Origin of the sequence: Janthinobacterium sp. YR213 (genome assembly GCF_900099875.1) — a bacterium.
Lineage (GTDB): Bacteria > Pseudomonadota > Gammaproteobacteria > Burkholderiales > Burkholderiaceae_D > Janthinobacterium > Janthinobacterium lividum.
Window position 1 is genome coordinate 507611 of record NZ_FNDA01000003.1, and the last position, 25087, is coordinate 532697.

Below are 25087 nucleotides of genomic sequence, written 5' to 3' on the forward strand. Positions count from 1 at the left end.
TTAACTCCCGTTGGTATTTTTCTGGCCCATGGCCATCAGTCTTTGCACGACGCAAAAGACAAACAGCAGGCCGCCGATGACGATCTTGGTCCACCACGAGCTGAGCGTGCCGTCGAAGGCGATCAGGGTCTGGATGGTGCCCAGCACGAGCACGCCCGACAGCGCACCCGCCACATAGCCGTAGCCGCCGCTGAGCAGGGTGCCGCCGATGACAACGGCGGCAATCGCGTCCAGTTCCGTGCCTTGCGCATGCAAGCCATAGCCGGACAGCATGTAGAACGAAAACAGCACGCCGCCGAGCGAGGCGCAAAAACCGCTGAAGGCATAGATCAGCACCTTGGTGCGGCCGACAGGCAGCCCCATCATCAAGGCCGATTGTTCATTGCCGCCGATCGCATACACGGCGCGGCCGAACGGCGTGGCGTGCGCCAGCCAGATGGCCAGCAGCAAAGTGACCACGGCGATCACCACGCCCGGCGAGACAAAACCACCAAGAAATTGCAACTGCGTCTGCGACATGGCGACGAACAGCGGATCATCGATGGTGATGGAGTTGATGCTGATCAAGTAGCACAGCCCGCGCGCCAGAAACATGCCGGCCAGGGTGACGATGAACGGCTGCAATTTGAAATAATGGATCAGCGCGCCCATGCTGGCGCCAAATACGGTGCCCAGCGCCAGCACGGTGGCGATCACCAGCAGCGGCGGCCAGTGCGCCACGTTGAGCAGCCAGGCGGCGATCATGGTCGACAGGGCCAGCACGGAACCGACGGACAGATCGATGCCGCCGGACACGATGACGAAGGTCATGCCAACGGCGATGACGAGCAAAAAGGCGTTATCGATCAATAAGTTAAAAATGACCTGCGTCGACAGCAGGCCCGGGTAGGCGGCGCCGCCCAGGCCCAGCATCACCATCAGCAGCAAGACGGTGACGAGCGAGGTGAAATACGGGGTGTGCAGCAAGCCCTTCATGCTTTTCTCCGATGCAGCAATTGCTTGAATTCCGACGATTGCGACAGGCAGACGAGGAAGACGACGACCGACTTGACGACCATGTTGACTTCCGGCGGCACGCCCAGCGAATAGATGGTGTAGGTCAGGGTCTGGATGATGAGCGCGCCGATCATGCTGCCGACTAAGCTGAACTTGCCGCCAGCCAGGGACGTACCGCCCAGGGTCACGGCCAGGATGGCGTCCAGTTCCAGCATCAGGCCCGCGTTGTTCGCGTCGGCGCTCTTGATGTTCGAGCTGATCATCAGGCCCGACAGCCCCGCGCAGGCCGCGCAAAACACGTAGACGAAGAAGATCAGGGTCGCCGTCTTGATGCCGGCCAGGCGCGCGGCGACGGGATTGATGCCGACGGCCTGGATGAACAGGCCCAGCGCCGTCTTGCGCATCAGCACTGCCGTGATGAGGAACACGGCAGTGACGAGAAACAGGGAAAACGGCAAACCGAACAGGTAACCGCTGCCGATGAAAAAGAAGGGCTGGTAGTAGACGGTGACGATCTGCCCATCCGTGAGCAATTGCGCCAGGCCGCGCCCCGCCACCATCAGGATCAGGGTGGCGACGATGGGCTGCAAGCCGAGGCCCGCCACCAGCACGCCATTCCAGGCGCCGCACAGCAAGGCCGCGCCCAGGGCTGCCGCCAGGGCCCAGCCCATGGGAATGTTGCTCACGTAGGTCGGCACGCCATTTTCCATCACCATGGTGCCGCCGATCAGCATGGCGGCCACGGTGCCGGACAGGGCCACGACGGCGCCCACGGAAATATCGATGCCCCGCGTGGCGATCACCAGGGTCATACCCAAGGCCGCCAGCATCAGCGGCGCGGCGCGGTTGACGATGTCGATCACGCTGCCGTACAGGTGACCGTCGCGAATTTCCAGATGAAAAAAGCCAGGGATGGCGAAGAAATCGACCAGCAGCAGCAAGAACAGCGCGGCCAGGGGCCGGCTCAGGGGGTGATGCAAGACACTCTGCAACATGGAAGCATTCGTAAGGGAAGCCGCACGCGCCAGCGGCGCGCACGATGGCGTGGATAAACTCATGTGGCGTCTCCGGCGATCACTTGCAGCACGGAACTGTCGTCCAGCTCGCCGCGCGCATAGTCGCCGCAGGCCTTGCGGTCGCGCATGACGACGATGCGGTCGCTGCAGCGCAGCACTTCCGGCAGTTCGGACGAGATGAACAGGATGGCCATGCCCTTGCGGCACAGTTTGGCCACATAGCTCATGATTTCCTGCTTGGCGCGCACGTCGATGCCGCGCGTCGGTTCATCGAGGATCAGCATGGCGGGCGACGTCACCAGCCAGCGCGCCAGCAAGGCTTTCTGCTGATTGCCGCCCGACAGGCTGCCGATGGGGGTTTCGATGCTGGCCGTCTTGATGCCGAGCGCTTTCACATATTCGTCGGCCAGCGCCTGCTGGCGTTTGAACGGGATGGCGCGCAGCAAGCCCGTGCGGGCCTGCAAGGCCAGGATGATGTTTTCGCGCACGGACAGCGACAAAATCGCGCCCTCGTGCTTGCGGTCTTCCGAGCAAAAGCCGATGTCCCGGGCAATCGCATCGCGCGGCACGCTGAAGTGGCGTGGCTGGCCCTGCATGGTGATCGTGCCGGAATCGGCCTTGTCGGCGCCAAACAGCAGGCGCGCCAGTTCCGTGCGGCCCGAACCGAGCAAGCCGGCCAGGCCCAGCAATTCACCCTGGCGGATGTGGAAATCCATGGGCAGCAAGGCGCCCTTGCGGCCCAGTCCCTGCGCTTCGAGCACGGTGGGACCAAAGCTGGCGGCGCCCGCGTCTTGCGCCAGATCAAGCTCTTGCGCCACGGTGTCGGCCGCCACGCCGATCATCTTGTTCACCAGCGCCAGGCGCGACAGCTCGCTGCACGCATACTCTCCCTCGCGCTCGCCATTGCGCATGACGGTGATGCGGTCGGAAATGGCGTAGGTCTGGTCCAGAAAGTGCGTGACGAACAGGATCGCCATGCCCTGCTCGCGCAGGCGGCGCAGCACGGAAAACAGCAGATTGACTTCCGCCTCGTCCAGGCTGGACGTGGGTTCATCGAGGATCAGCACGCGGGCCGAAATGTTCAGCGCGCGCGAAATGGCCACCATTTGCTGGATGGCCAGCGGAAAGCTGGACAGTTGCGCCGTGACATCGATATCGATCTGCAATTGCTGCAGCAAGGCACGCGCCTGTTGCTGCATGCCACGCCAGTCGATAGCGCCAAAGCGGCGCGGATAGCGGCCGATAAAGATATTTTCCGCCACCGACAGGTTCGGGCACAGATTGACTTCCTGGTACACGGTGCTGATGCCCAGTCCCTGGGCATCCGAGGTGGACGCGGGCGCAATGGGCTTGCCATCGAGCAGAATCTGGCCGCTGTCAGGCGTATAGACGCCCGTCAGCACCTTGATCAGGGTCGATTTCCCGGCACCATTCTGTCCCATCAAGGTGTGCACTTCACCCGGATACAGGCGCAGGGCTACGTCGCTGAGGGCTTTGACGCCGGGAAAGGACTTGCTGATGCCGCGCAACTCCAGCAAGGGAGCTGGCGCGGCATTGTGTTTCACTTGCGTCTTCATCATGCGGCAAGCTTAGTACTTACGGTTCGGGAATTCCTTGGCGGCCACCTCGGCAGGGAACACGCCTTCCACCGTCGTGATACGCGCTGGCACGGGCTTGCCGGCCACCACATCGCGGGCGATGGACATCAGTTGCGGACCCAGCAGCGGGCTGCACTCGACGGTGACATTCAGCTTGCCGGCGATCATGGCCTCGAACGCGCCTTTGACGCCATCGATCGAGATGATGATGATGTCCTTGCCCGGTTTCATGCCCGCTTCTTCGATGGCCTGGATGGCGCCGATGGCCATGTCGTCATTGTGCGCGTACAGCACGTTGATCTTCTTGCCTTCGGCCTTCAGGAACGCTTCCATCACTTCCTTGCCCTTGGCGCGCGTAAAGTCGCCCGTTTGCGAACGGATGATCTTCATCTTCGGATTCTTGCCCACCACTTCCAGGAAGCCCGCCTTGCGGTCGATGGCCGGGGCGGAGCCCACCGTGCCTTGCAGCTCGACGATGTTCAGGGTGGCGTCCGGGGTTTTCTTGGCATGCTCGAGCAGCCATTGGCCGGCGCGGCGGCCCTCTTCCACGAAGTCGGAACCGATGAAGGTCACGTACAGCGATTTGTCGGCCACGTTGACGGCGCGGTCCGTCAAGATGACGGGAATCTTGGCAGCTTTAGCTTCGCGCAAGACAGTATCCCAGCCCGATTCAACGACCGGCGAGAAGGCGATGACGTCGACCTTTTGCGCAATGAACGAGCGCAGCGCCTTGACCTGGTTTTCCTGCTTTTGCTGGGCATCGGCAAATTTCAGGGTGACGCCATCTTTCTTGGCGGCATCCTTGATGGAGACGGTATTGGCGGTGCGCCATTCGCTTTCGGCGCCCACCTGCGAAAAGCCCATGACGAGGGGCTTGGCGGCGAAAGCGGAAGAAGTAGCGGACAGTGCGAGCAGCATGGCGCTGGCGAGGAGTGTGCGGCGTGTCAATTTCATTCTTGTCTCCAGTTTTTTTTTGGAATACCATCACAGCCGGATGCCGGATGGGCGGTTTTTTATGAACCCATGGTAGGAGAAAGCAACATAGCCATCCAATCAATTCTTTTTCGCTTGCGATACCGATTTACGTATCGGTATCGCAAGCAGAGTCCCTCTTCCCTCAGCGCAGCAGGCGCAGTCCGTACAGGCCGCCCGCCACGGAATCCTTGCCAGCGACAAATTTCACGCGCAATTTACCCTTGGCGGCCGCTACCAAGGCCGCAGGCACGGCAATATCGACCGTATGCAGCTCTTGCGGCGCATCGGCCGCCACGGCGACCGTCTCGACCTTGATGCCGTTGATCAGGACGTCAAAGACGCGGCCCGCATCCAGAGTGGACAGGGTCAGGCGCAATCGCTTCGCTTCGGCTTGCGGGTCGCTCAGTTCATAGCTGAACCAGCCTGTCGCATGGCGCCAGTGCCTGCCCTTGTTGACGCCGTTTTCTCCCCCTTCCGCCTGGAAGCCGTGGTCCGACTCGGGCTGCTGCTGCCCGGGCGCCACCTGGTCGATGGTTTGCGCATCGAGCGCCAGGCGCTGCGCTTCGGCTTGCCCGGTGGTTTCCTGCAGCTGCGCCATGCTGGCCGGCGTGGACACGGGCCAGTACAGCATGTAGCGAGAGTCATGCAGGCGGAAGAACGGGATCAGTTTTATCTTCGCCGCATCCTTGCCCTGGATCAATCCAGGCGCCGTAAACGTCAGCGGCTGGCCCTTCACGGGGCGGATTCTCCGCATGAAATCCTTCTCATCGCTGACGAACAGGGGCGACGATTCCAACGGGCACACTTGCCCCTGGGCGATATGGCCCATGCGCGAGTCGTCGGCAAAGTAATTCAGGGCTTCATTGGCGAACGGCTGCGTCCTGGCGGCCAGCACGATGGGACCATGCAGCACGGCATAGTAATTCGACTGGTCCGGCATCTGTTCCAGGCGCGTGGTCATCGGCAGTACCACGTCGATGGTGTCGCCGGACTTCCAGGCGCGCGTGATGGTCACGTAGTCACCGGGCACGCCAGCGACGCGCAGGGACTTGCCGTTGAGTTTGACGCGCAGCTTGCCCTTGGCTACCCACTGCGGGTAGCGGATCTTCATGCTGAAGGTTTTATTGCCCTGCACGGTAATGCGCGTCGTGTCCTGGTCAGGAAACTGGGTCGATTGCACGATCCTGACGCCCTGCTCTTTCCAGTCCAGGGTGGACGCCATGAACAGGTTCACGTACAGGGCGTCGCCTTCATGCGCGTAGATGAACTCGCCATACTTGGCCTGGCTTTCGATGCCGGATCCCACGCAGCACCACATGCCCTTGTCCACTTGCGAATACACGCGGTAGTGGTTCGGGCGCATGGGCGTGAAATACACGAAGCCGCCCGTGCCCGGGCGCTGCGACGACAAGATATGGTTGTACAGGGCGCGCTCGTAGTAATCCGCGTAGCGCACCTGCTCATCGCGGCGGAACAGCTGCTCCGTGAGCTTGAGCATATTGTAGGTATTGCACGTTTCCGGCCCTTCGACCTCTTCCACCATAGCGGAAAAATCGTGCTCGTCGTGGAAATGTTCCTTGACGCTATTGCCGCCGATGGCCACCGTGCGCTTGTCGTGCACGGTTTGCCAAAAGAATGTCGCCGCCTGCTGCCAGTCGCGCCGTCCCGTCAATGCACCGATGCGCTCGAAGCCGATCACCTTCGGAATCTGCGTATTCGCATGCAGGCCCGTCAGCTTGTCCTGCTGCGCCGCCAGCGGCTGCAAGATCGCCTGGTGCGAAAAGCGCACGGCCAGGTCCATGTAGCGCTGCTCGCCCGTCATCGCGTAGACGTCGGCCAGTACTTCGTTCATGCCGCCATGTTCGGCGCGCAGCATGGCTTGCATCTGCGTATCGGTGAGCGAGGCCGACAGATTCACGGCCCAGTCCGACAAGGCGATCAGCATGGTTTTCGCTTCAAGGTTGCCCGCGTGCTGGTAGGCGTCGCGCAAGCCGGCGAACACCTTGTGCAGGTTGTACCACGGCACCCATTTACCATTGACGGAGAAGGTATCGGCCTGCAATTTTCCCTTGGCGATGGCTTGCCAGGCGGCATTGCCGTCGGGGATACCGCCCAGATAGCCGTTGCCATTGGCATCCTGGCATTTCTTCAATTCCACCAGCATGTAGTCGAGGCGTTCGCGCGCCTGCGCGTCGCCCGTCGATGCCACCATCAGCGCCAGCGCGGACAGGTAATGCCCGCCCATGTGGCCGTCCAGCCCTGTCGATTCCCAGTTGCCATAGCTGGACTGCGGCTGCGGCAAGCCCGCCTCGCGGCGAAACGGCGCCAGCAATTTGTCAGGATCGAACGCCAGCAGATAGTGCAAGTCCGTCGTCTGCGCATCGAGAAACGGTCCCGCTTTCAAGCGCACGGACGAGAGGGGAAACAGTTCGGCTGCCTGCGCCGCAGGCGCGAGCAGGCCGCCAGCGGCCAGCGCCAGCGTCAACAAGGTCTTTTGCATGGGCGCCCTCAGGGTTTGGCGGCCGGCAGTTGGCGGCTTTGATAGCGGTTCAAGTCGCGCGCATCGACCTGCGGCCAGCCATCCTTGTCCCACGTCATGGGCAGGATCTTGAGCTTCTGCAAGTAATTGTCCGCCGTCTCATACGCGTGCAGCACCAGGTAATCCTTGCCATCGAAGGTGTAGGCACTGTTGTGGCCCAGGCCCTTCCAGTCCTTGTCGCCTTGCAGCAGCACCGTGCCGCCACCCTGCGCCATGTCGCGGCCATCCTTGTCCAGGTACGGCCCCGTCACGCTGTTGGCGCGTCCCACGGCCAGGTGGTAGGTACTTTTTTCCTTCTGGCAGCACAGGCCCCAGGAAACGAAGAGGAAGTAATCCTTGCCACGCTGGAAGATAAACGGCGCTTCGATTTCCTCCGGTGCGGGCTTGAATTCGCCGGCCCTTGGCGGCAAGGGCACGCGTCGCGCCAGGGAGTGCCACTCTTGCGGTTCCGCAATACGGGTCCAGTCGGGCGTCAGTTTCACCAGCTTGATGCCGTTCCAGAACGAGCCGAACGACATCCATGGCGTGCCCTTGGCATCGGTGATGATGTTCGAGTCGATGGCGTTCCACTCGTCGCGCTCGGGCACGGATTGCAGCAGCATGCCCTGGTCCACCCAGCGGTAGTCGGGCGAACGGGGATTCAAGGTGGTGTTGACGGTCACGCCAATGCCGGACGTGTTCTTGCCGAAGCCGGACACGGAGTAATACAGGTAATATTTTCCGTCATGGAATTGTACGTCGGGCGCCCAGATATGGTCGTCAAAACCGGGAGCGGCTGTTTTTGCCCACGTGGGCTGGCCCGCGAAGACGCGCCCTTCGGGCTGCCAGTCGACCATGTTTTTCGAACTGTAAAAGGTGATGCCGGGACCCGTGCTGTACAGATAATACGTGTCGCCTTCTTTGGCCATCACGGGGTCGTGCACGCTGACCTGGGCCGCGTGCGCGGCAGCCATGATCGCCAGGGTGCCCAGGATGGCAGCCATGCCGCGGGTCAATGTATGCATCGTCTACTCCGATATGAATGGGCCGGCCCATCATGCGGGCCGGCCGGATGAATGACAAGGGGTGAAGACTATTCGACAGCCACCACCACGACGGCCTTGGCGGGCACCGAGACGGTCAGCTTGCCGCCTTGCGCCTTGGCAGTGAACGCCACGGGCTGCACGGCTTGCGGTTGCGCAAAGCTGTTGACGGCATCCATCTTGCCTGCGGTCAGCACGCGGCCCGCCACGCTGGCCACTTGCTTGCCGGCCAGCGCCACGCTCACATCGACAGCCTTGTGCGGGTTGGTATTCACCAAGGACAGGTACACCTTGCCATCCTTGGCGCGCGCGGCCGAGGCGCTGACTTCAGGAATGCTGACCTTGCCCAGGCTGTACTTGCCATTGCCATTGATGGCGACCGGTAACGATGTGGCATCCTGGAACGGCACGTACATTTCAAACGCGTGATACGTGGGCGTGAGGAAATATTTATCCTTGTCCGTGATGATCATCGCCTGCAGCACGTTGACCATTTGCGCGATATTCGTCATGCGCACGCGGTCTGCATGGGCGTGGAAAATATTGAAGTTCAGGGCGGCGACGAGCGCATCGCGCAAGCTGTTTTGCTGGAACAAGAAACCCGTGTTGGTGCCCGGCTCCACGTCGTACCAGGTGCCCCATTCATCGACGTACAAGCCCGTCTTTTTCGATGGGTCGTTCTTGTCGATGGCGGCGATATTGTTCTTGATCAAGCTATCGATGCGCAGGGTACGGCTCAGGGTGGAAATCCACTCATTTTCGCCAAAGCCCGTGGCGGCGCCCTTCTTTTCCCACACGCCGGTCGGTACCGTGTAGTAGTGGAAACTGATGGCGTCCATCATGTTCGGCTTGATTTCGCGGCTCAGGGTGCTGGACCAGCTGGTGTCGTCGTCATTGCCGCCGCTGGCGATGAATTTCGGGCGCGCGCTTTCCGGCGTCTTCATGAAGGTGTGATAGTGCTTGTACAGGTCGGCGTAGTACTGCGGGCGCATATTGCCGCCGCAACCCCAGGCTTCATTGCCGATGCCAAAGTAATCGACTTTATACGGCTGGGCGCGGCCATTCTTGCGGCGCAGCTCGGCCAGGGTGGACTTGCTGTCCGACGTCATGTATTCGAGCCATTCGGACATTTCCTGCGGCGTGCCGGAACCGAGGTTGCCATTGATGTAGGTCTGTGCGCCCAGCAGCTCGGCCAGGTCGAAGAATTCGTGCGTGCCGACGGCGTTCGACTCTTCCACGCCACCCCAATTGGTATTGACCTTGGTCGGACGCTGGGCGCGCGCGCCGATGCCATCCTTCCAGTGATATTCATCGGCAAAGCAGCCGCCCGGCCAGCGGACCAGGGGCACGTGCAACTGCTTCAGTGCGCCCAGCACGTCATTGCGCCAGCCCTTGGTGTTCGGAATGGGCGAGTCCGGCCCCACCCACATGCCTTCGTAGATACCGGTACCCAGGTGCTCGGCGAACTGGCCGTACACATTCTTGTTGATCACGGGACCGGGCTTGGCCACGTCGATGGTGACGCTGACGGGCGCGGCAAAGGCGCTGCCGGCGACCAGGCTGAGGGCCACGATGCTGGTATGGATGAATTTCATGCTGTCTCCTGTTTTTAAGTGAAAAGCAAGGGCCGGAATCAAGCCGGCAATGGATGTGGCGATGCCTCTCCTGCCGCAGGGTTGGGGCTGCAAGAGCGGTATTTCGAAAGAGGAAAGATTTGGCAGGCTGCAACTCTGCGGCCGACAAAACGCCCAGGGCTAGGCGCAGGGTCGCAGACAGTACGCTAGTACGGCGAGACCCTGCAACAACGCCCTGGACGTTTTGTCAGACCCAGCCGGCGTCGACGATGAATTCCTGGGACGAGCACATGGCGCCGTCATCCGAGGCCAGGAACAGCACCATGGCGGCGATGTCCTGCGGCATCAGCTTGCTTGGCAAGCATTGGCTTTTCTTGATTTCCACTTCGGCCGCGTCGTCGACCCACAGGTCGATCTGGCGCTGCGTCATGACCCAGCCCGGCGTGACCGTGTTGACGCGGATATTGTGCGCGCCATAATCGCGCGCCAGGCCCCGCGTGAGGCCCACGACGGCCGCCTTGGTGGTGGCATACACGGGGTAGCCGCCCGACTTCATGTGCCAGGAAATCGAGCTGACATTGATGATGGAACCGCCGCCCTGGCGCTTCATGCCTTCGAAGACGGCCTGGCACGTGAAGAACATGGGACGTTGATTGATCGCAATGCGCTCGTTCCAGTATTCCAGGGTGACGTCCTGCGCCTGGTGGCGCTGGTCGTTGGCGGCATTGTTGACGAGGATATCGAAGTCGCCCAGCTCGCCTGCCAGTTCGGCCATGACGGCTTGTAAAGAGGGGATATCCGTGATGTCGCAATGGCGGAACAAGGGCGCCGTCAGGCCCGCTTCAGCCAGGCGGCGGCACAGGGCCTCGCTCGCTTCCACGGCGATATCGACAAACGCCACCAGCGCGCCCTGGGCGGCAAACTCCGCCACCAGGGATTCGCCGATGCCGCTGCCGCCACCCGTGATGAACACGCGCTTGCCCTGCAAGCTGCCATATTTCGCCAATTGCTTCATCTTGTCTCCACCTGTTTATTTTTTATATACAACGTGCAACACAAGCCGGCGCGGCAAGACCCGTTGGCCCCGCCGCGCAGCAGGTTTTAGTCCTTGCCCAGCACGCCATCGTGACGGCGCCAGATCCCCAGCGGATTATCATCGCGCAGCGACTCCGGCAGCAAGTCCTGCAGCAGGTTCTGGTACGACACGGGACGCAGGAAGCGGTTGATGGCTGCCGTGCCCACGGACGTGCTGCGGCCATCGGACGTGGCCGGGAACGGGCCGCCGTGCACCATGGCCGTCGACACTTCCACGCCGGTGGGGAAACCGTTGGCCAGGATGCGGCCCACGCGGCGTTCCAGCACAGGCAGCAGGCGGCGCGCATCTTCCAGGTCGCCCGCATCCATCTGCAGGGTAGCCGTCAGCTGGCCTTCCAGGCTTTCCGTGATCGCCAGCAACTGTTGCATGTCGCGGCAAGCCACCAGCAGGGAGGCGGGACCGAAGACTTCGTCGCGCAAGTCATGCTTGGCCAAAAACGCTTCGCCCGAAGTGACGAACAGGGCGGCGGCGCCCTTGCCTTCGTCGCCCGTATTTTGCACCAGCGGCGTCACATCGGCGTGCTGCGCCAGGGCGGCGACGCCCTTGGCATAGCTGCTGGCAATACCAGCCGTCAACATGGTGGCGGCAGGCGCAGGCGCCAGCGCTTCGGCGGCAGCGGCGGCAAAGGCCGTAAAGTCGGCGCCTTCCAGGCCCAACACGAGGCCGGGATTGGTGCAGAACTGGCCCACACCCATGGTCAGCGAGGCGGCAAAACCGCTGGCGATCGCCGCGCCGCGGGCGGCCAAGGCTTGCGGCAGCACAAACACGGGGTTGATGCTGCTCATTTCCGCATACACGGGGATCGGTTGCGGACGTTCTGCCGCCACCTTCATCAGGGCGATGCCGCCCGAACGCGAACCCGTAAAGCCCACGGCCTGGATGGCCGGATGGGCCACCAACGCCTGGCCGATGCCATTGCCCGTTCCCGTCAGCAAGGCAAACACGCCGGCCGGCAGCTTGCACAGGGCAATCGCTTTCACGATGGCGCGCGCCACCAGCTCCGACGTGCCAGGGTGGGCCGAGTGGGCTTTCAGGACGACGGGGCAGCCGGCAGCCAAGGCCGAGGCCGTATCGCCACCGGCCACGGAGAAGGCCAGTGGGAAGTTACTGGCCGCAAACACGGCGACGGGGCCCAGGCCGATCATGCGCAAGCGCAAGTCAGGACGCGGCGGCACGCGGTCAGGCAGCGGGCTGTCGATGCGCGCATCCGTCCACGAGCCTTCACGCAGCAAGCCGGCGAACAGTTTCAGCTGACCGACCGTGCGGCCACGTTCGCCTTCCAGGCGCGCGCGCGGCAAGCCGCTTTCCGTCATGGCGCGCACGATCAGGTCGTCGCCCAGTTCGAGGATTTGCGCGGCAATGGTGTCGAGGAAATCGGCGCGTTCCGCATCCGTGGTGGCGCGGAACGGGTCGAACGCGGCTTGCGCCAGGCGGCAGGCTGTGTCGATTTGCGCTACGTCAACCATATGGAAAGCGGGCGCGATGTGCGCGCGCGCGGCCGGATCCCAGGCTTGGAAGGAGCCGCCATTGCCCTGGACGGCAACGCCGCCGATCAATGCATCACCGGTGATATTGAAACTCATAATGTGCTCACTTTCGCAAATTCGGTTGGGAAGACGTCGAGGCGGTTGCGCAAGGCAGGGCCAAAGGCCGGCGCTTCGATTTCAAAGGTTTCGCCCGGCGCCACGCTCACGCCATCGGCAAAGCTCAGGGTGGCCGTACCGAAGAAGTGCACATGCACGTCGCCAGGGCGCTTGAACAGCGGATACTTGAAGTGGTGGTGTTCCAGGTTGGCAATCGTGTGCGACATATTCTCTTCGCCGCTGACAAACGCCTTTTCCCAGCGCACATTGCCAGCCGCATCGAGCACGCGCGAGGCGCCGGCGATGTGCGCGGGCAATTCACCCACCAGCAGGGCCGGCCCGACGCTGCAGGCACGCAGTTTCGAGTGGGCCAGGTACAGATAGTTCTGGCGTTCCGTGATGTGGTCCGAGAATTCATTGCCGATGGCGTAGCCGACGCGGTAGGGCTGGCCATCGTCGCCGATCACGTACAGGCCGGCGATTTCCGGCTCTTCGCCGCCATCGAGGGCAAAGTCCGGCATGCGCAGCGGCTGGCCGCCGGCGCGCACGATGGAGCCGTCGCCTTTATAGAACCATTCCGGCTGGGCGCCGGCCGTGCCAGCGGCAGGCTTGCCGCCTTCCACGCCCAGGCGGAACATTTTCATGGAGTCGCTCAAAGACTCGGCGTCGCCGCCGATCTTCTTGTGCATGGCGTCGCGCGCGCCGGCGCTGCCCAGGTGGGTCAGGCCCGTGCCCGTCACGTAGCAGTGCGCTTCGTCCGCGTGGTCCAGCGGCGGCAGCACACGGCCGCCGGCGGCCACGTCCGCATAGGAATGCGTGGTGTTGCCGACAGTAGCATTGACCAGTTCCGCCAGGCTGACCTTCTTGCGGATGGCGTCTTGCGCCAGCGCATACGTCGTGTTGTAGCCTTCGATGACGCGGATCTGGTCATCTTGCAGCAGGCCGACCAGGCGGCCGCCGTGTTCATTCGTAAATTGCAGCAACAGCATGGGATTCTCCGCTTAGTGTGAGTGGCGCGGCACGGCGGAACCGCGATTGCCGACCAGGAAGTCGAAATCGCAGCCTTCATCGGCCTGCAACACGTGTTCGATGTACAGCTGCTGGTAGCCGCTCTTCGGCCCGGGCGCGCTGCCCAGTTCGCGGGCCGCCAGGCGCTCGGCGATTTCCGCGTCGCTGATGTCGATATTCAGGCTGCCGTTGTGGCAATCGAGGGCGATCATGTCGCCATCGCGCACGATACCCAGCGGGCCGCCCGCCATCGCTTCCGGCGCCACGTGCAAGACGACGGTGCCGTAGGCGGTACCGCTCATGCGCGCATCCGAGATGCGCACCATGTCGGTGATGCCTTGCGCCAGCAGTTTCGGCGGCAAGCCCATGTTGCCCACTTCAGCCATGCCCGGATAGCCTTTCGGACCGCAGTTCTTCATCACCAGCACGGAGTTCGCATCCACATCCAGATCCGGATCAACGATGCGGGCCTTGTAATGCTCGAAATCTTCGAACACGACAGCCTTGCCGCGGTGCTGCATCAGGTGCGGCGAAGCTGCCGACGGTTTCAGCACGGCGCCGCGCGGCGCCAGGTTGCCGCGCAGCACGCAGATGCCGCCATCGGCCAGCAGCGGGTTGTCCAGGGTGCGCACCACTTCATCGTTGTAGATCGGCGCTTCGACGCAGTTGTCCCACAGCGACTTGCCGTTGACGGTCAGCGCATTCTTGTGCGGCAGCAAGTCGCCCTCGCCCAGGCGGCGTATCACGGCCGGCAAGCCGCCCGCATAGTAAAACTCTTCCATCAGGAAACGGCCCGACGGCAGCAGGTCGACGATGGTCGGCGTGCCGCGGCCTACCTTGGTCCAGTCTTCCAGCTCCAGCGGCACGCCGATGCGGCCGGCAATCGCTTTCAAATGGATCACGGCATTGGTCGAGCCGCCGATGGCGGCGTTGACCTTGATGGCGTTTTCAAACGCTTCGCGCGTCAGCACTTTCGACAGGCGCAGGTCTTCGTGCACCATTTCGACGATGCGGATGCCCGACATATGCGCCAGCACGTAGCGGCGCGAATCGACGGCGGGGATGGCGGCATTGTGCGGCAGCGACGTGCCCAGCGCTTCGGCCATGCTGGCCATGGTCGAGGCCGTACCCATGGTGTTGCAGGTACCGGCCGAGCGCGACATGCCCGATTCAGCCGACATGAACTGGTGCAAGGTGATGGAACCGGCCTTCATCTGCTCGTGCAGCTGCCACACGGCCGTGCCGGAACCGATATCCTTGCCATTGAGCTTGCCGTTCAGCATGGGGCCGCCGCTGACGACGATGGTGGGGATGTCGACGCTGGCCGCGCCCATCAGCAGCGCTGGCGTGGTCTTGTCGCAGCCGACCAGCAGCACGACGGCGTCCATCGGATTGCCGCGGATCGATTCTTCCACATCCATCGAGGCCAGGTTGCGCGTCAGCATGGCCGTCGGGCGCAAATTCGATTCGCCATTCGAGAAGACGGGGAATTCCACGGGGAAACCGCCCGCTTCCAGGATGCCGCGCTTGACGTGTTCGGCCAACTGACGGAAATGGGCGTTGCAGGGAGTCAGTTCGGACCAGGTATTGCAGATGCCGATGATCGGCTTGCCGTGAAACTCGTGGTCAGGTATGCCCTGGTTTTTCATCCAGCTGCGGTACATGAAGCCGTTCTTGTCCTGCGAGCCGAACCACTCGGCAGAGCGCAGGGCAACCTTCTTTTTTGTCTCAGACATGCCATTCTCCTGGTTGTGCTATGCCGGATCTAATGTCGTCGGCCCGGGCAGCGATGTTGGAATACTAAAGAATCCTGCCATGCCTTTCCAATCAATTTTTAATGCGTTCCGATATCGAAAACGGTATCAGCATCCCCCAATGAAAACGCCCTGCGCGCACGTGGCGGCAGGGCGCAGGCTGTTTTGGCCGGTGTGCCTACTCGGCGGAAAAGCGATACACGGTTTGCGTCCGATACTCCTGACCCGGCCGCAAAATCGTACTGGGGAAGTGGGACTGGTTCGGCGAATCCGGGAAATGCTGGGTTTCCAGGCATAGCGCGCCGCGATAACTGTTGGCGCGCAGCTTGCCGGGCTGGCTGCCGTCGAGGAAATTGCCCGAATAAAACTGGACACCGGGCTCCTGCGTGTACACCTGCATCACCCTGCCCGACTGCGGATCGCGCACGGTGGCGGCCAGCTTCAGCCCTTGCTCCGCCTGTTGATTCAGCACAAAGTTATGGTCATAGCCACGGCCGATGCCCAACTGCTCATGCGGCAGGGCGATGCTGTCGCCGATGATGCTGCTCTGGCGCAAATCGAACGGCGTGCCGGCCACGTCCGCCAGCTCACCCGTGGGGATCGACCCCGCGTCCACGGGCAGGTAGCGGTCCGCGTTGATGGACAGCGCGTGGCCGAGGATATCGCCCTGCCCCGCCAGATTAAAATAGCTGTGGTTGGTCAAGTTGACGGGCGTGGCCTGGTCCGTGACGGCATGGTAGCGCAGGCTCAGCGCATTGTCGTTGTCCAGTTCGTACACGACGGTCACGTCCAGCTTGCCCGGATAGCCATCTTCGCCGTGCGGGCTGCTGCGCGTGAACGTGACGCCGGCGGCATCGTTCCGCGTGAACGGCTCGGCCTGCCACATGACCTGGTGAAAGCCCTGATTGCCACCATGCAAGTGGTTTGGCGCATTGTTGACGGCCAGCTGGTAATCCTTGCCGTCGAGGCTGAAACGTCCCTCGGCAATGCGGTTGCCGAAGCGGCCGATGACGGCGCCCAGGAAAGCGCCATTGGCCAGATAGGGTTCGAGGCGCTCGAAACCGAGCACCACGTCGGCCAATGTGCCGTCGCGGTCCGGCACGTGGATTTCGCTGATGATGGCGCCAAAGTCGAGCACCTTGACTTGCATGCCCTGGCGGTTTGTCAGGGTAAATACGCTGACGTGCTGGCCATCGGGCAGGATGCCGAACGGCGCTTGCGTCACTGAAACAGAATCAACTGGGGTCATGGCGTCGGGTCCGTAACGTTACAGGGTCGATGAGCGGCCAAACACGGGCATGCCTTGCGCATCCCAGCGCAGCGGTTTGACAAACGTGTGGCGATCCGGGTTCCACAGCGGGTCGCCGACGATTTCCGTGTAGGTGCGGGCATGGTACACCAGCAATACGCCGTCGCCGTCGTCGGCCGTCGTGAAGCTGTTATGACCAGGGCCGTAGATGCCGTGCTCATAGCAGGTGGCAAACACGGGCTCGGGCGACTTGCTCCACGAAAACGGATCGAGCAAGTCGGCGGACGCGTCGGCCCACAGCAGCCCCATCGCGTAGTTTTCATCGGTGGCGCTGGCCGAATAGCTGATGAAGATCTTGCCATTGCGCTTCAGCACGGACGGTCCCTCGTTGACCCAGAAGCCGCGGATTTCCCAGTCGAATTCCGGTTTGCTCAGCATCACGGGTGGGCCGGCCAGCTGCCACGGCGTGGCCATCGGCGCGATGTACAGGTTGGAATTGCCTTCGATGGCGACATCTTTCTGCGCCCACAGGTAATACAGCACGCCGTCGTGCTCGAACGTGGTGGCGTCCAGGCAAAAGGTGTCGATGCCCGTGTCGATCTGCCCCATGAATTCCCACTCGCCTTCGAGCGGATTGGCGTTGGTATTGCGGATCGCATACATGCGGTGCTGAAACAATTTATGTTTGATCTCGCGGCTCGGCGCGGCGGCGAAATACACATACCAGGCGCCCTGGTTGAAGTGCAGTTCCGGCGCCCATACCAGTTCGCTGTACGGCCCCGTTTCCGGCTTGTGCCACACGTCAACCGTTTGCGCGTCCGCCAGGCCGGCGATGCTGTCGGCGCGGCGCAGCTCGATGCGGTCGTACTGCGGCACGGAGGCCGTAAAGTAATAATAGCCGTCGCTGTGGCGGGTGATATGCGGGTCGGCGCGCTGTTCGATCAGCGGTTTCAAGACGTCTGCCATGTTGCTTGCTCCATTCAGTTATTCTTACGCGGCGACAAAACCGCGCTTGTGCATCTCTACCTTCACGCCGCTGTAGTACGCATCGCTGATGCGGTACTTGAACATCAGCAAGCCCATCAACAAGTGGAAAAAGCCGGGGATGATCGACAGCATCAGGGCGATGCCGTTCAGGGCGAATTGCGTTTGCTCATGGTTGGGCTGGTAGTCGAAATACGCGAGCAGCACGCCCACCAAGCCACCCGCCACCGCCATGCCCGCCTTCTGGCAGACGGAAATGCCGCCAAAGGCGAAGCCGGAGACGCGCTTGCCCGTCTTGACTTGACCGTAATCAATGGTTTCCGCGATGGCCGACCAGAACACGGGCGCATGCAAGTCCACCACGAAGGACAGCAGGAAATACAGGGCGAAGGCCAGCACGGTGTCGCTCGGCTTTACAAAGAAATAGATCGCCAGGCTGATCAGCGCGACGCCGATCTGCGTGTAGCGGAACAGTTTCACCTTGCAATAGAACTTGGTGATCCAGGTCGAGGCGATCATGGCCAGGATGGCGGCCACCACGCCCGTCGTGAGGAAGGCGGCCACCGTTTCCGTGCTGCCGCCCAGATAGTATTTCGCGTAATAAATGGCGACGGAACCGCGCACCACATAGCCGATGGTGCCCGTGACGCACACGCCGCACAGCACCAGCCACTGGTCGTTCTGCAGCAGCACCTTCAATTGCGCCAGCAGCGATTGCTTTTCCACCACGTGCACGACGCGCTCGGTGGTGGAGAAATAGCAGAACAGGAACAGGGCCACACCCATGACGGCCATCACGGCCATGGCCGCCTGGTAGCCGACGGCCGGGTTGCCGCCGCCCCAGCGCTGCGACAGGACCGGCACGACGATGGTCACCATGAAGGCGCCGATCTTGGCGAAGAACAGGCGGTAGCCGTTGGCCGACAGGCGGTCCTGCGGGTCGCTGGTCAAGCCGCTGATCAGGGAAATATACGGGATGCCCACGCCGGCCGTCATGATGGTCATCAGGATATACGTGGAATATGCCCAGATCAGCTTGGCGTCATACTGCCATTCGGGCGTGCTGAAGACAAAGAAGACGCTAACGCCATACGGCACGGCCAGCCACAGCAGGTACGGCCGGTAGCGTCCCGAGGCAAAGCTGTAGCGGTCGGTGATCTGGCCCATGACCAGGTCGGCGATGGCGCCGATGACTTTCACGGCCACGAACAGCAGGGCCAGGTCGGTGGTTTTCAAGCCATAGATATCGGTATAGAAAAAGGTGATGATCAGCATCATCGACGAAATGACGACATTGAGCGCCATGTCGCCGGCGCCGAAGCCGACCTTTTCAACGGTGGATAATTTTTGCGTCTCCATGCTTTCCGTCCATTCTTTTTATGATGAATCGTGCGTGACTGTCCAACTGACAGGGGCGTTGCCGGCCGAAACCATGGCAACGCCCTTGATTGTTTACTGTGCGATCAACTTACATTTTCCAGCGTAAAGAGAGGCCAACTGTCCGGTCATAGCGGCGCGTATCGCGCGCATACACGCCCGGTTCGTTCCAGTAATCCTTGAACTTGGTGTCCAGCAAGTTATTGCCATCGAGGGTCACCGTGAACTGGTCGTTGATCTTGTACGACAGCGAACCGTCGAGCTGGGCCGTCGGCGCCACTTTCAAGTCCAGGCCGGGGCCGCCCTGGTTGTAGCTGTCGATGAATTTCGAGCGCCAGTTGTAGGCCAGGCGGCCCGACCACGCATCTTTTTCGTACAGCAGCACCAGGTTGTAGGCGTAGCGCGACACGCCCGTGATGGCATGGCTGCCCGTCTCGTCGTCGGTGGTCCCGCTCATGTAGGTGCCGTTCGCCTGCAAGCCCAGGCCGCTCAACAGTCCCGGCAAGCCGTCATAGAACTGCTGGTAGCCAATTTCCAGGCCCTGCAGCTTGCCGGCGGCCGTGTTGTACGGGCGGTCCACGTCATAGGTCTTGCCACCGATGGTTTCGCTGGAAATGCGTTGCTGGATATAGCCGTCGAACTTGTGGTGGAACACGGTGGCCGTCACGGAACCGGCTGGCGCGAAATACCATTCCAGTGCCGCGTCAACATTGTCGCCCGTCACCGGTTTCAAGTTCGGATTGCCGCCCGCGCCCGTCGCTTTCACCGTTTCCGTCGAGTTGACCAGGGCCACGCCCGGGTTCAGCTGGGAAAAGCCCGGACGGCTGATGGTGCGGCCGGCAGCGAAGCGGCCGACCAGGTCGGCGCGCAGCTTGATTTTCAGGGCCACGCTCGGCAGCACGTCGGTGCTGGCCGTGTCGCTGATGACGGGCGTGTAGACGCCATCTTGCGAACTGTTGCCTTGCAGGCTTTGCTCGGTACGCACGACGCGCACGCCCAGGGTGCCATCGACAGGATAGGCGCCCAGCTTGAAGGCGATCTTCGCCTTGGTATAGATGGAATACGTCTTTTCCGTGTCCTTGAAGAACGAACCCGGGTCCATGGCGCGCGCCGCGCTGCTGCCCGTGACGGCTTCGCGGATGGTGCCCGTGTTATTGAGCAGGAAGCTGGCGCACGGCGTGTACCACTGCTTCAAACCATAGTCGGGGCCGCCGCTGGACATCGGTTCCGACAGACAATTAAGGCCCGGAATCGACGTCACGCTCTGGCGGCCAAACGGAAACGCTGCGCCGGACACGTCCGGTGCTTCCGCATTGCCCTCGAAACTCTTGATCGATTCGGCTTCGCGCTTCACGCCGCGCAGGCCGACGCTGATTTCCTTGAAGATGCCGCCGGCACTGGGCGTGTACGCCAGGTCGGCGCGCAAGTCGTTCGAGCTGCCCTGGTCACGGCCGTAGCGGTCGAAAAAGCCCTTCAGATAGTAATTCGACGGGTCTTGCAAATCGATGCCCGTGTAGTCGACGTGCAAGGTGCCATTCTGGTTGGTATTGATGCGGGCATTCGGCACGACGGTAATCGCATCGAGAATCGGGTTGCGCCAGGCATAGGTACTTTTGGTGCTGGCCACTTCCGACGTGAAACGCCATTCCGGGTTGATATCCCACAAGCCACCGACGGCAAATTGATGCGTCTTCGTCTGGTTCTTGTTCGCCTGCGTCGACATGATGGTGTTGACGTTGGTGGAAGTGAGCGTTTGCAGCTGGTCGGTGCCGGGAATTTTTGTAGCCGACACGGGCGTGCCCCACCATGGCAAGCCGACAAAGTAGTCGGACTCGGCATCGAGCAGGAAACGCGTGGCCATGCCTTCCGCGTACAGCTCGACGTCGGCGTTCGGACGCCATTGCAGCACGGCATTGGCGGTGCTGCGGCGGCGGTCGCCCTTGATCGGCAGCAAGCCCACCTGGTCCGGCCCCGTCAAACCGGGCAACAGGAAACTTTTATCCACGGGCGCCGTATTGAATGCGCGTTCTTCGTGGTAACGGTGCTGCTGCTGCGACAAGCCCAGCAGCGCGCCCACTTCGCCGATACCCGTCTTCCAGCGGTTAGCCACCATGCCGCTGATGTTCGGGTCCGTGGCTTTCGATTTGTCGCTGTAGACGGCGCGCGTGTTGACGCTGGCCGTGAACTCCTTGAAGTCAAACGGGCGGTTGGTGCGCACGTCAATGATGCCGGCCACGCCGCCTTCGACCTGGTCCGCGCCCTGCGATTTGTACACGTCCACGCGCTGCAGCATGGTGGCGGGAATGTCGGCCAGGTTGACGTAGCGCCCCGTGGTGGTAAACAGTTCGCGGCCATTGAGCAGGGTCGTGACATCGCGCAAGCCGCGAATCATGACGGCACTGGCTTCACCCGAATCGCGGCGGATCTGGATGCCGGAAATGCGCGCCAGGGTTTCGGCTACATTGTTATCAGGGAATTTGCCGATGTCGTCGGCCACGATGGAATCGATGACCTGGTCCGAACGCATCTTGATCTGCTGCGAATTTTGCGCCGAACGGCGCACGCCGCTGACGGTCACGACCGACACTTCCGCAGCAGGCTCGGCACTGGCATCGGCCACCACCGCCTCCTGCGCCCATACCGAAGCCGTGCTCAGCAAGCCAATACCGGCCAATGCCGCAACGGCTGCCTTCAAGATGAATGGACGAGGGGAAGTGGCCGCGAGCGGGCCGGTGGCGTTGCGCATCATGAATCTCCAGATATTGTATTGATATTTTTTGTGCTGCTTGCATGTCGTTCGCATGCTCGGCGTTTATCTTAGGGGCTGGGCGATAATCTCTCCAATCAATTTTTCCACTGTTTCGATATCAATTTTGATATCGGCGGTTAGCGGACTTTGGAGGTTGCAAACGGACAACGGCAGGGGCGTCAGGGGCGTTTTCGGAAGGTGGCGCACAAAAAAGTGGCAGTATCGACATGTGGCGGCACACGGTGCCAATGGCGAGCAGAAACAGTCGCGTGCCGAGGCAAGCGTCGTTCTCGCACGAAGGTGTGGAGGTATTGGATTCGCACGCTGCGCAGCGTCACATTCCCTGCCGGGTTGAAATCACAGTGGAGAACACGGCATGCAGCCGCATGGCAATGCTGGCTGGATAAAACGGGAGTCTTGATTTGTCTGGTGCGGCTGGCGGGGATCGAACCCACGACCCTTGGCTTCGGAGGCCAATACTCTATCCACTGAGCTACAGCCGCGTAGGGGGAATTTCTGAAGTGATGCGAAGGATACCGTTTTTCTTTACCTACGTCTACGGAAACTGTCGTATCGCTGGCAATTGCATGTCACTGCTCAATTTTTGTGCCTATAATTGTGGGTTTCATAAAGGTTTACATCCAGGCATGTAAAAATGCTACCTTACACGGCCATCAGTTTCAAATCTGGACTAAGGACATCATGAGCGACGCACATAACGAACAACAATCAGCGATCAAAACGCCTAAACAATTGCTTGCCGCCGTAGCTGGCTTCTTCCTCATCACCGTCATCGGCATCATCCTGCTGGTGCAGTTCGTCACGGCGCAAAAACTGACGGGCGCCGGTACGGACAGCCAGTCGCCGGAAGCCATTGCCGAGCGCTTGAGTCCGGTTGCCAATGCCGGCTTCACCTTCAAGGATGCCAGCGGTCCGAAAGTGCTGCAAAGCGGCGAAGCCGTCTACACGGCGACCTGCGTGGCTTGCCATGGCGCCGGCGTGGCCGGTGCGCCGAAGTTTGGCGATGCGGGCGGCTGGTCGGCACGCCTGGCCCAGGGCTACGATACGGTCCTGAAACACGCCATCGAAGGCTTGCGCGCGATGCCGGCCAAGGGCGGCAATCCCGACCTCGACGATGTGGAAGTGGCGCGCGCCGTTGTCTACATTGCCAATGCGTCGGGCGGCAAGTTCAAGGAACCGGAAGTGCCGGCACCAGCCGCTGCCGCTGACGGCGCTGCCGCACCAGCCGCGGAGCCTGCCAAGTAAGCAGCTCGCAGTAGCAAGGAACCGCCCGGATGGGCGGTTTTTTTTTACCCGCAGTTTGCGCCAGATCACACGGCGTAAAAAAGCCGCCCGGCTTGATGCGGGGCGGCTCGGTGCTAGCGCGTCAGAACTGCTGTTACCACATGATGACGCGGTCTTTCGGTGGCAGATACATCTTGTCGCCCGGTTTCACGTCGAAGGCCTGGTAGAAGCCGGGCTGGTTGCGCATGGTGCCGTTGGCGCGGAACTGGCCTGGCGAGTGCGGGTCCGTTTTCAGCAAGACCAGTTGCTGCGCTTCGCGCATCTTCATGCGCCAGACCTGGGCAAAGCCCGCATAAAAACGCTGCTCGCCCGTGAAGCCGTCGATGACGGGAGCTTGCTTGCCGTTCAGCGACAATTTGTACGCCTTATACGCAATTGCCACGCCGGAATTGTCGGCGATGTTTTCGCCCAGGGTCAGTTCGCCGTTGACGAAGTGGCCCTTGACGGGGCTGAAGCTGTTGTACTGCGCCACCAATTGCTTGGTTTTCTTGGCGAAGTTTTTATGGTCGGCCTTGGTCCACCAGTCGCGCAGGTTGCCGTCGCCGTCGTACTGGGCGCCCTGGTCGTCGAAGCCGTGGCTGATTTCATGGCCGATGACGCCGCCGATGGCGCCATAGTTGACGGCGTCGTCCGCGTTGGCGTCGAAGAACGGCGCTTGCAGGATGGCGGCCGGGAAGACGATTTCGTTCAGCTCAGGGTTGTAATAGGCGTTCACGGTCTGCGGCGTCATGCCCCACTCGTCGCGATCGATGGGCTGGCCCAGCTTGTTCAATTCGCGGTTGTAGTTGAGCAGGTGCGAACGCTGGATGTTGCCGATCAAATCGTCCGGCGCCACCGTCAGGCCCGAGTAATCGCGCCATTTGTTCGGATAGCCAATCTTGGTGGTGAACTTGGCCAGCTTGATCTGCGCCTGTTTCTTGGTGACAGGGCTCATCCAGTCGAGCTTGTCGATGCTTTGCTTGTAGGCCGTCATCAGGTTTTTCACCAGCGCTTCCATGCGCACCTTGCGTTCGGCCGGGAAATACTGCTCCACGTACAGCTGGCCCACGGCTTCGCCCAGCGCGCCTTCGACGGCGCCCACGCCGCGTTTCCAGCGCGGACGCATTTCCGTCACGCCCGTCAGGGTGGTGCCATAGAAGGCGAAGTTTTCATCGACATACGCTTTCGGCAGGTAGCCGGCGTTAGCGTGCAGCAAATGCCACTGGAAATATGCTTTCCACGTCTCCAGCGGCGTCTTGTTGGCGATCTCGGCAAAACCCTTCAGGTAGCTGGGCTGGCTGACGATCACGTAATTGACCTTGCCGGCAATGCCCGTGTCCTTCAGGTAGCGAGCCCAGTCGTAGCCTGGCGCCACGGCGGCCAGTTTCGCCAGTTCCACCTTGTTGTAGGTCTTGACGGGGTCGCGGTTCTGCACATTGCTCCATTGCGCCTTGGCCAGTTCCGTTTCCAGCGCCACAATGGCTTTCGCATTGGCGGCAGCGTTCGCGTCGCCGGCCAGGCTCAGCATTTTTTCCACGTGGGCCAAGTATTTGGCGCGCGTGTCGGCCTTGCCTGCTTCCAGGTAGTAGTCGCGGTCAGGCAAGCCCAGGCCGCTCTGCACGATGTCGGCCACGTATTTGGTGGAATCCTTGGCGTCCTGATGGATGCCGAAGTCGTAAGGCGAGGTCACGCCCAGCTTGCTGAAATGGGCGATTACGGCCGGCAATTCCGCCTTGTCCTGCAGCGCGGCGATCTTCGCCAGCTCCGCATTCAAGGGGGTCAGGCCCAGGCTTTCCAGCTTGGCTTCATCCATGAAGCTGTTATAGAAATCACCGATCTTCTGGGCATTCGAACCGGCCGCGCGGGCCTTGTCGGCGGCAGCGCCTTCGACGATGCCGCGCAGCTGCGTTTGCGTATCGTCGGCCAGCTTGGCAAAACTGCCCCAGCTCGACTTGTCGGCAGGAATCACGGTTTCCGCCAGCCATTTGCCATTCAGGTGCTGGAACAGATCGTCCTGCGCGCGCACGGCAGGATCGACGTATTCGACGGCGATGCCGGACGTCAGCGCCGCAGCCGCAACGGCCGTGGCGGGAGCGGCGGCGGTTTTCTTGGCCGCATCAGCGGCGCCAGCCATGCCGGACACGCCGGCCAGCAAACTCAGGGTCAATGCACTTAACAAATAACGATTCACGGTTGTCCTCAATATTGTATTGTGTGGAATATAAGGGTCAGAAGGCCCAAGGCTTCTGGCCCGGTTTTTGACTGTAGCATACCGGCCGAAAC

At 61.6% G+C, this 25087-nt stretch carries 17 protein-coding genes and 1 tRNA gene; 1 reads left to right on the forward strand and 17 read right to left on the reverse strand.

The features are described from left to right. From yjfF to BLT98_RS16350, 16 genes are all read right to left on the reverse strand, one after another. Nucleotides 1–975: a galactofuranose ABC transporter, permease protein YjfF gene (gene yjfF, locus BLT98_RS16275; RefSeq protein WP_092609435.1), complete on the reverse strand. Its 975-nt coding sequence runs from the start codon at nt 973–975 to the stop codon at nt 1–3. Beyond that, on the reverse strand, nt 972–1991 hold the full coding sequence (locus BLT98_RS16280; protein ID WP_244517539.1) for an ABC transporter permease: 1020 nt from the start codon (nt 1989–1991) through the stop codon (nt 972–974). Before BLT98_RS16280 ends, yjfF begins: the two co-directional genes overlap by 4 nt. Nucleotides 1992–2050: 59 nt before the next feature. Beyond that, entirely contained in the window at nt 2051–3592 is a 1542-nt protein-coding gene (locus tag BLT98_RS16285; protein WP_244517513.1) for a sugar ABC transporter ATP-binding protein, read from the reverse strand. 9 nt (nt 3593–3601) lie between these two features. Beyond that, a complete protein-coding gene (locus tag BLT98_RS16290) occupies nt 3602–4564 on the reverse strand; it encodes an ABC transporter substrate-binding protein (protein ID WP_034783686.1) in 963 nt (320 codons plus the stop codon). Nucleotides 4565–4727: 163 nt separating this feature from the next. Beyond that, on the reverse strand, nt 4728–7085 hold the full coding sequence (locus BLT98_RS16295; RefSeq protein WP_092609441.1) for a glycoside hydrolase family 127 protein: 2358 nt from the start codon (nt 7083–7085) through the stop codon (nt 4728–4730). A gap of 8 nt (nt 7086–7093) precedes the next feature. Then, complete coding sequence (locus tag BLT98_RS16300) at nt 7094–8128, reverse strand: arabinan endo-1,5-alpha-L-arabinosidase (protein WP_244517514.1); 1035 nt, start codon at nt 8126–8128, stop codon at nt 7094–7096. A gap of 68 nt (nt 8129–8196) precedes the next feature. After that, the gene (locus BLT98_RS16305) at nt 8197–9741 is read right to left on the reverse strand and encodes an alpha-N-arabinofuranosidase (RefSeq protein WP_092609444.1); all 1545 of its coding nucleotides are present in this window, start codon (nt 9739–9741) and stop codon (nt 8197–8199) included. A 226-nt stretch (nt 9742–9967) separates the two neighbouring features. Beyond that, entirely contained in the window at nt 9968–10735 is a 768-nt protein-coding gene (locus BLT98_RS16310; protein ID WP_034783689.1) for an SDR family NAD(P)-dependent oxidoreductase, read from the reverse strand. Between the two features lie 86 nt (nt 10736–10821). Continuing rightward, nucleotides 10822–12399: an aldehyde dehydrogenase (NADP(+)) gene (locus BLT98_RS16315; protein WP_092609447.1), complete on the reverse strand. Its 1578-nt coding sequence runs from the start codon at nt 12397–12399 to the stop codon at nt 10822–10824. After that, nucleotides 12396–13388, reverse strand: a complete 993-nt coding sequence (araD1, locus tag BLT98_RS16320; RefSeq protein ID WP_092609450.1) for an AraD1 family protein — start codon at nt 13386–13388, stop codon at nt 12396–12398. The genes BLT98_RS16315 and araD1 overlap by 4 nt, the downstream gene beginning before the upstream one ends. 12 nt (nt 13389–13400) lie before the next feature. Further along, nucleotides 13401–15143 carry an IlvD/Edd family dehydratase gene (locus BLT98_RS16325; protein WP_034752921.1) on the reverse strand — a complete coding sequence of 581 codons (1743 nt, stop codon included), beginning with the start codon at nt 15141–15143 and terminating at the stop codon, nt 13401–13403. Nucleotides 15144–15339: 196 nt separating this feature from the next. Continuing rightward, nucleotides 15340–16410 carry an aldose epimerase family protein gene (locus BLT98_RS16330; protein ID WP_092609453.1) on the reverse strand — a complete coding sequence of 357 codons (1071 nt, stop codon included), beginning with the start codon at nt 16408–16410 and terminating at the stop codon, nt 15340–15342. A gap of 18 nt (nt 16411–16428) precedes the next feature. Beyond that, complete coding sequence (locus tag BLT98_RS16335; protein ID WP_092609456.1) at nt 16429–17376, reverse strand: glycoside hydrolase family 43 protein; 948 nt, start codon at nt 17374–17376, stop codon at nt 16429–16431. 24 nt (nt 17377–17400) lie between these two features. Then, complete coding sequence (locus BLT98_RS16340; protein ID WP_092609459.1) at nt 17401–18753, reverse strand: MFS transporter; 1353 nt, start codon at nt 18751–18753, stop codon at nt 17401–17403. A gap of 109 nt (nt 18754–18862) precedes the next feature. After that, nucleotides 18863–21520 carry a TonB-dependent receptor gene (locus tag BLT98_RS16345; protein WP_092609462.1) on the reverse strand — a complete coding sequence of 886 codons (2658 nt, stop codon included), beginning with the start codon at nt 21518–21520 and terminating at the stop codon, nt 18863–18865. A 427-nt stretch (nt 21521–21947) separates the two neighbouring features. Beyond that, nucleotides 21948–22023, reverse strand: a tRNA-Arg gene (locus BLT98_RS16350). 199 nt (nt 22024–22222) lie between these two features. Here BLT98_RS16350 and BLT98_RS16355 point away from each other — a divergent pair. Beyond that, nucleotides 22223–22786: a c-type cytochrome gene (locus BLT98_RS16355; protein WP_070279983.1), complete on the forward strand. Its 564-nt coding sequence runs from the start codon at nt 22223–22225 to the stop codon at nt 22784–22786. Between the two features lie 133 nt (nt 22787–22919). On the opposite strand, the gene BLT98_RS16360 is transcribed toward BLT98_RS16355, so the two are convergent. Beyond that, entirely contained in the window at nt 22920–24995 is a 2076-nt protein-coding gene (locus BLT98_RS16360) for a M13 family metallopeptidase (RefSeq protein WP_092609465.1), read from the reverse strand. Nucleotides 24996–25087 lie beyond the last annotated feature (92 nt).

What these genes read in the sequence shown, in the direction of transcription:
- yjfF (WP_092609435.1), bottom strand. Translation starts at nt 975, where the DNA reads ATGAAGGGCTTGCTGCACACCCCGTATTTCACCTCGCTCGTCACCGTC.
- BLT98_RS16280 (WP_244517539.1), bottom strand. Translation starts at nt 1,991, where the DNA reads ATGTTGCAGAGTGTCTTGCATCACCCCCTGAGCCGGCCCCTGGCCGCG.
- BLT98_RS16285 (WP_244517513.1), bottom strand. Translation starts at nt 3,592, where the DNA reads ATGATGAAGACGCAAGTGAAACACAATGCCGCGCCAGCTCCCTTGCTG.
- BLT98_RS16290 (WP_034783686.1), bottom strand. Translation starts at nt 4,564, where the DNA reads ATGAAATTGACACGCCGCACACTCCTCGCCAGCGCCATGCTGCTCGCA.
- BLT98_RS16295 (WP_092609441.1), bottom strand. Translation starts at nt 7,085, where the DNA reads ATGCAAAAGACCTTGTTGACGCTGGCGCTGGCCGCTGGCGGCCTGCTC.
- BLT98_RS16300 (WP_244517514.1), bottom strand. Translation starts at nt 8,128, where the DNA reads ATGCATACATTGACCCGCGGCATGGCTGCCATCCTGGGCACCCTGGCG.
- BLT98_RS16305 (WP_092609444.1), bottom strand. Translation starts at nt 9,741, where the DNA reads ATGAAATTCATCCATACCAGCATCGTGGCCCTCAGCCTGGTCGCCGGC.
- BLT98_RS16310 (WP_034783689.1), bottom strand. Translation starts at nt 10,735, where the DNA reads ATGAAGCAATTGGCGAAATATGGCAGCTTGCAGGGCAAGCGCGTGTTC.
- BLT98_RS16315 (WP_092609447.1), bottom strand. Translation starts at nt 12,399, where the DNA reads ATGAGTTTCAATATCACCGGTGATGCATTGATCGGCGGCGTTGCCGTC.
- araD1 (WP_092609450.1), bottom strand. Translation starts at nt 13,388, where the DNA reads ATGCTGTTGCTGCAATTTACGAATGAACACGGCGGCCGCCTGGTCGGC.
- BLT98_RS16325 (WP_034752921.1), bottom strand. Translation starts at nt 15,143, where the DNA reads ATGTCTGAGACAAAAAAGAAGGTTGCCCTGCGCTCTGCCGAGTGGTTC.
- BLT98_RS16330 (WP_092609453.1), bottom strand. Translation starts at nt 16,410, where the DNA reads ATGACCCCAGTTGATTCTGTTTCAGTGACGCAAGCGCCGTTCGGCATC.
- BLT98_RS16335 (WP_092609456.1), bottom strand. Translation starts at nt 17,376, where the DNA reads ATGGCAGACGTCTTGAAACCGCTGATCGAACAGCGCGCCGACCCGCAT.
- BLT98_RS16340 (WP_092609459.1), bottom strand. Translation starts at nt 18,753, where the DNA reads ATGGAGACGCAAAAATTATCCACCGTTGAAAAGGTCGGCTTCGGCGCC.
- BLT98_RS16345 (WP_092609462.1), bottom strand. Translation starts at nt 21,520, where the DNA reads ATGATGCGCAACGCCACCGGCCCGCTCGCGGCCACTTCCCCTCGTCCA.
- BLT98_RS16355 (WP_070279983.1), top strand. Translation starts at nt 22,223, where the DNA reads ATGAGCGACGCACATAACGAACAACAATCAGCGATCAAAACGCCTAAA.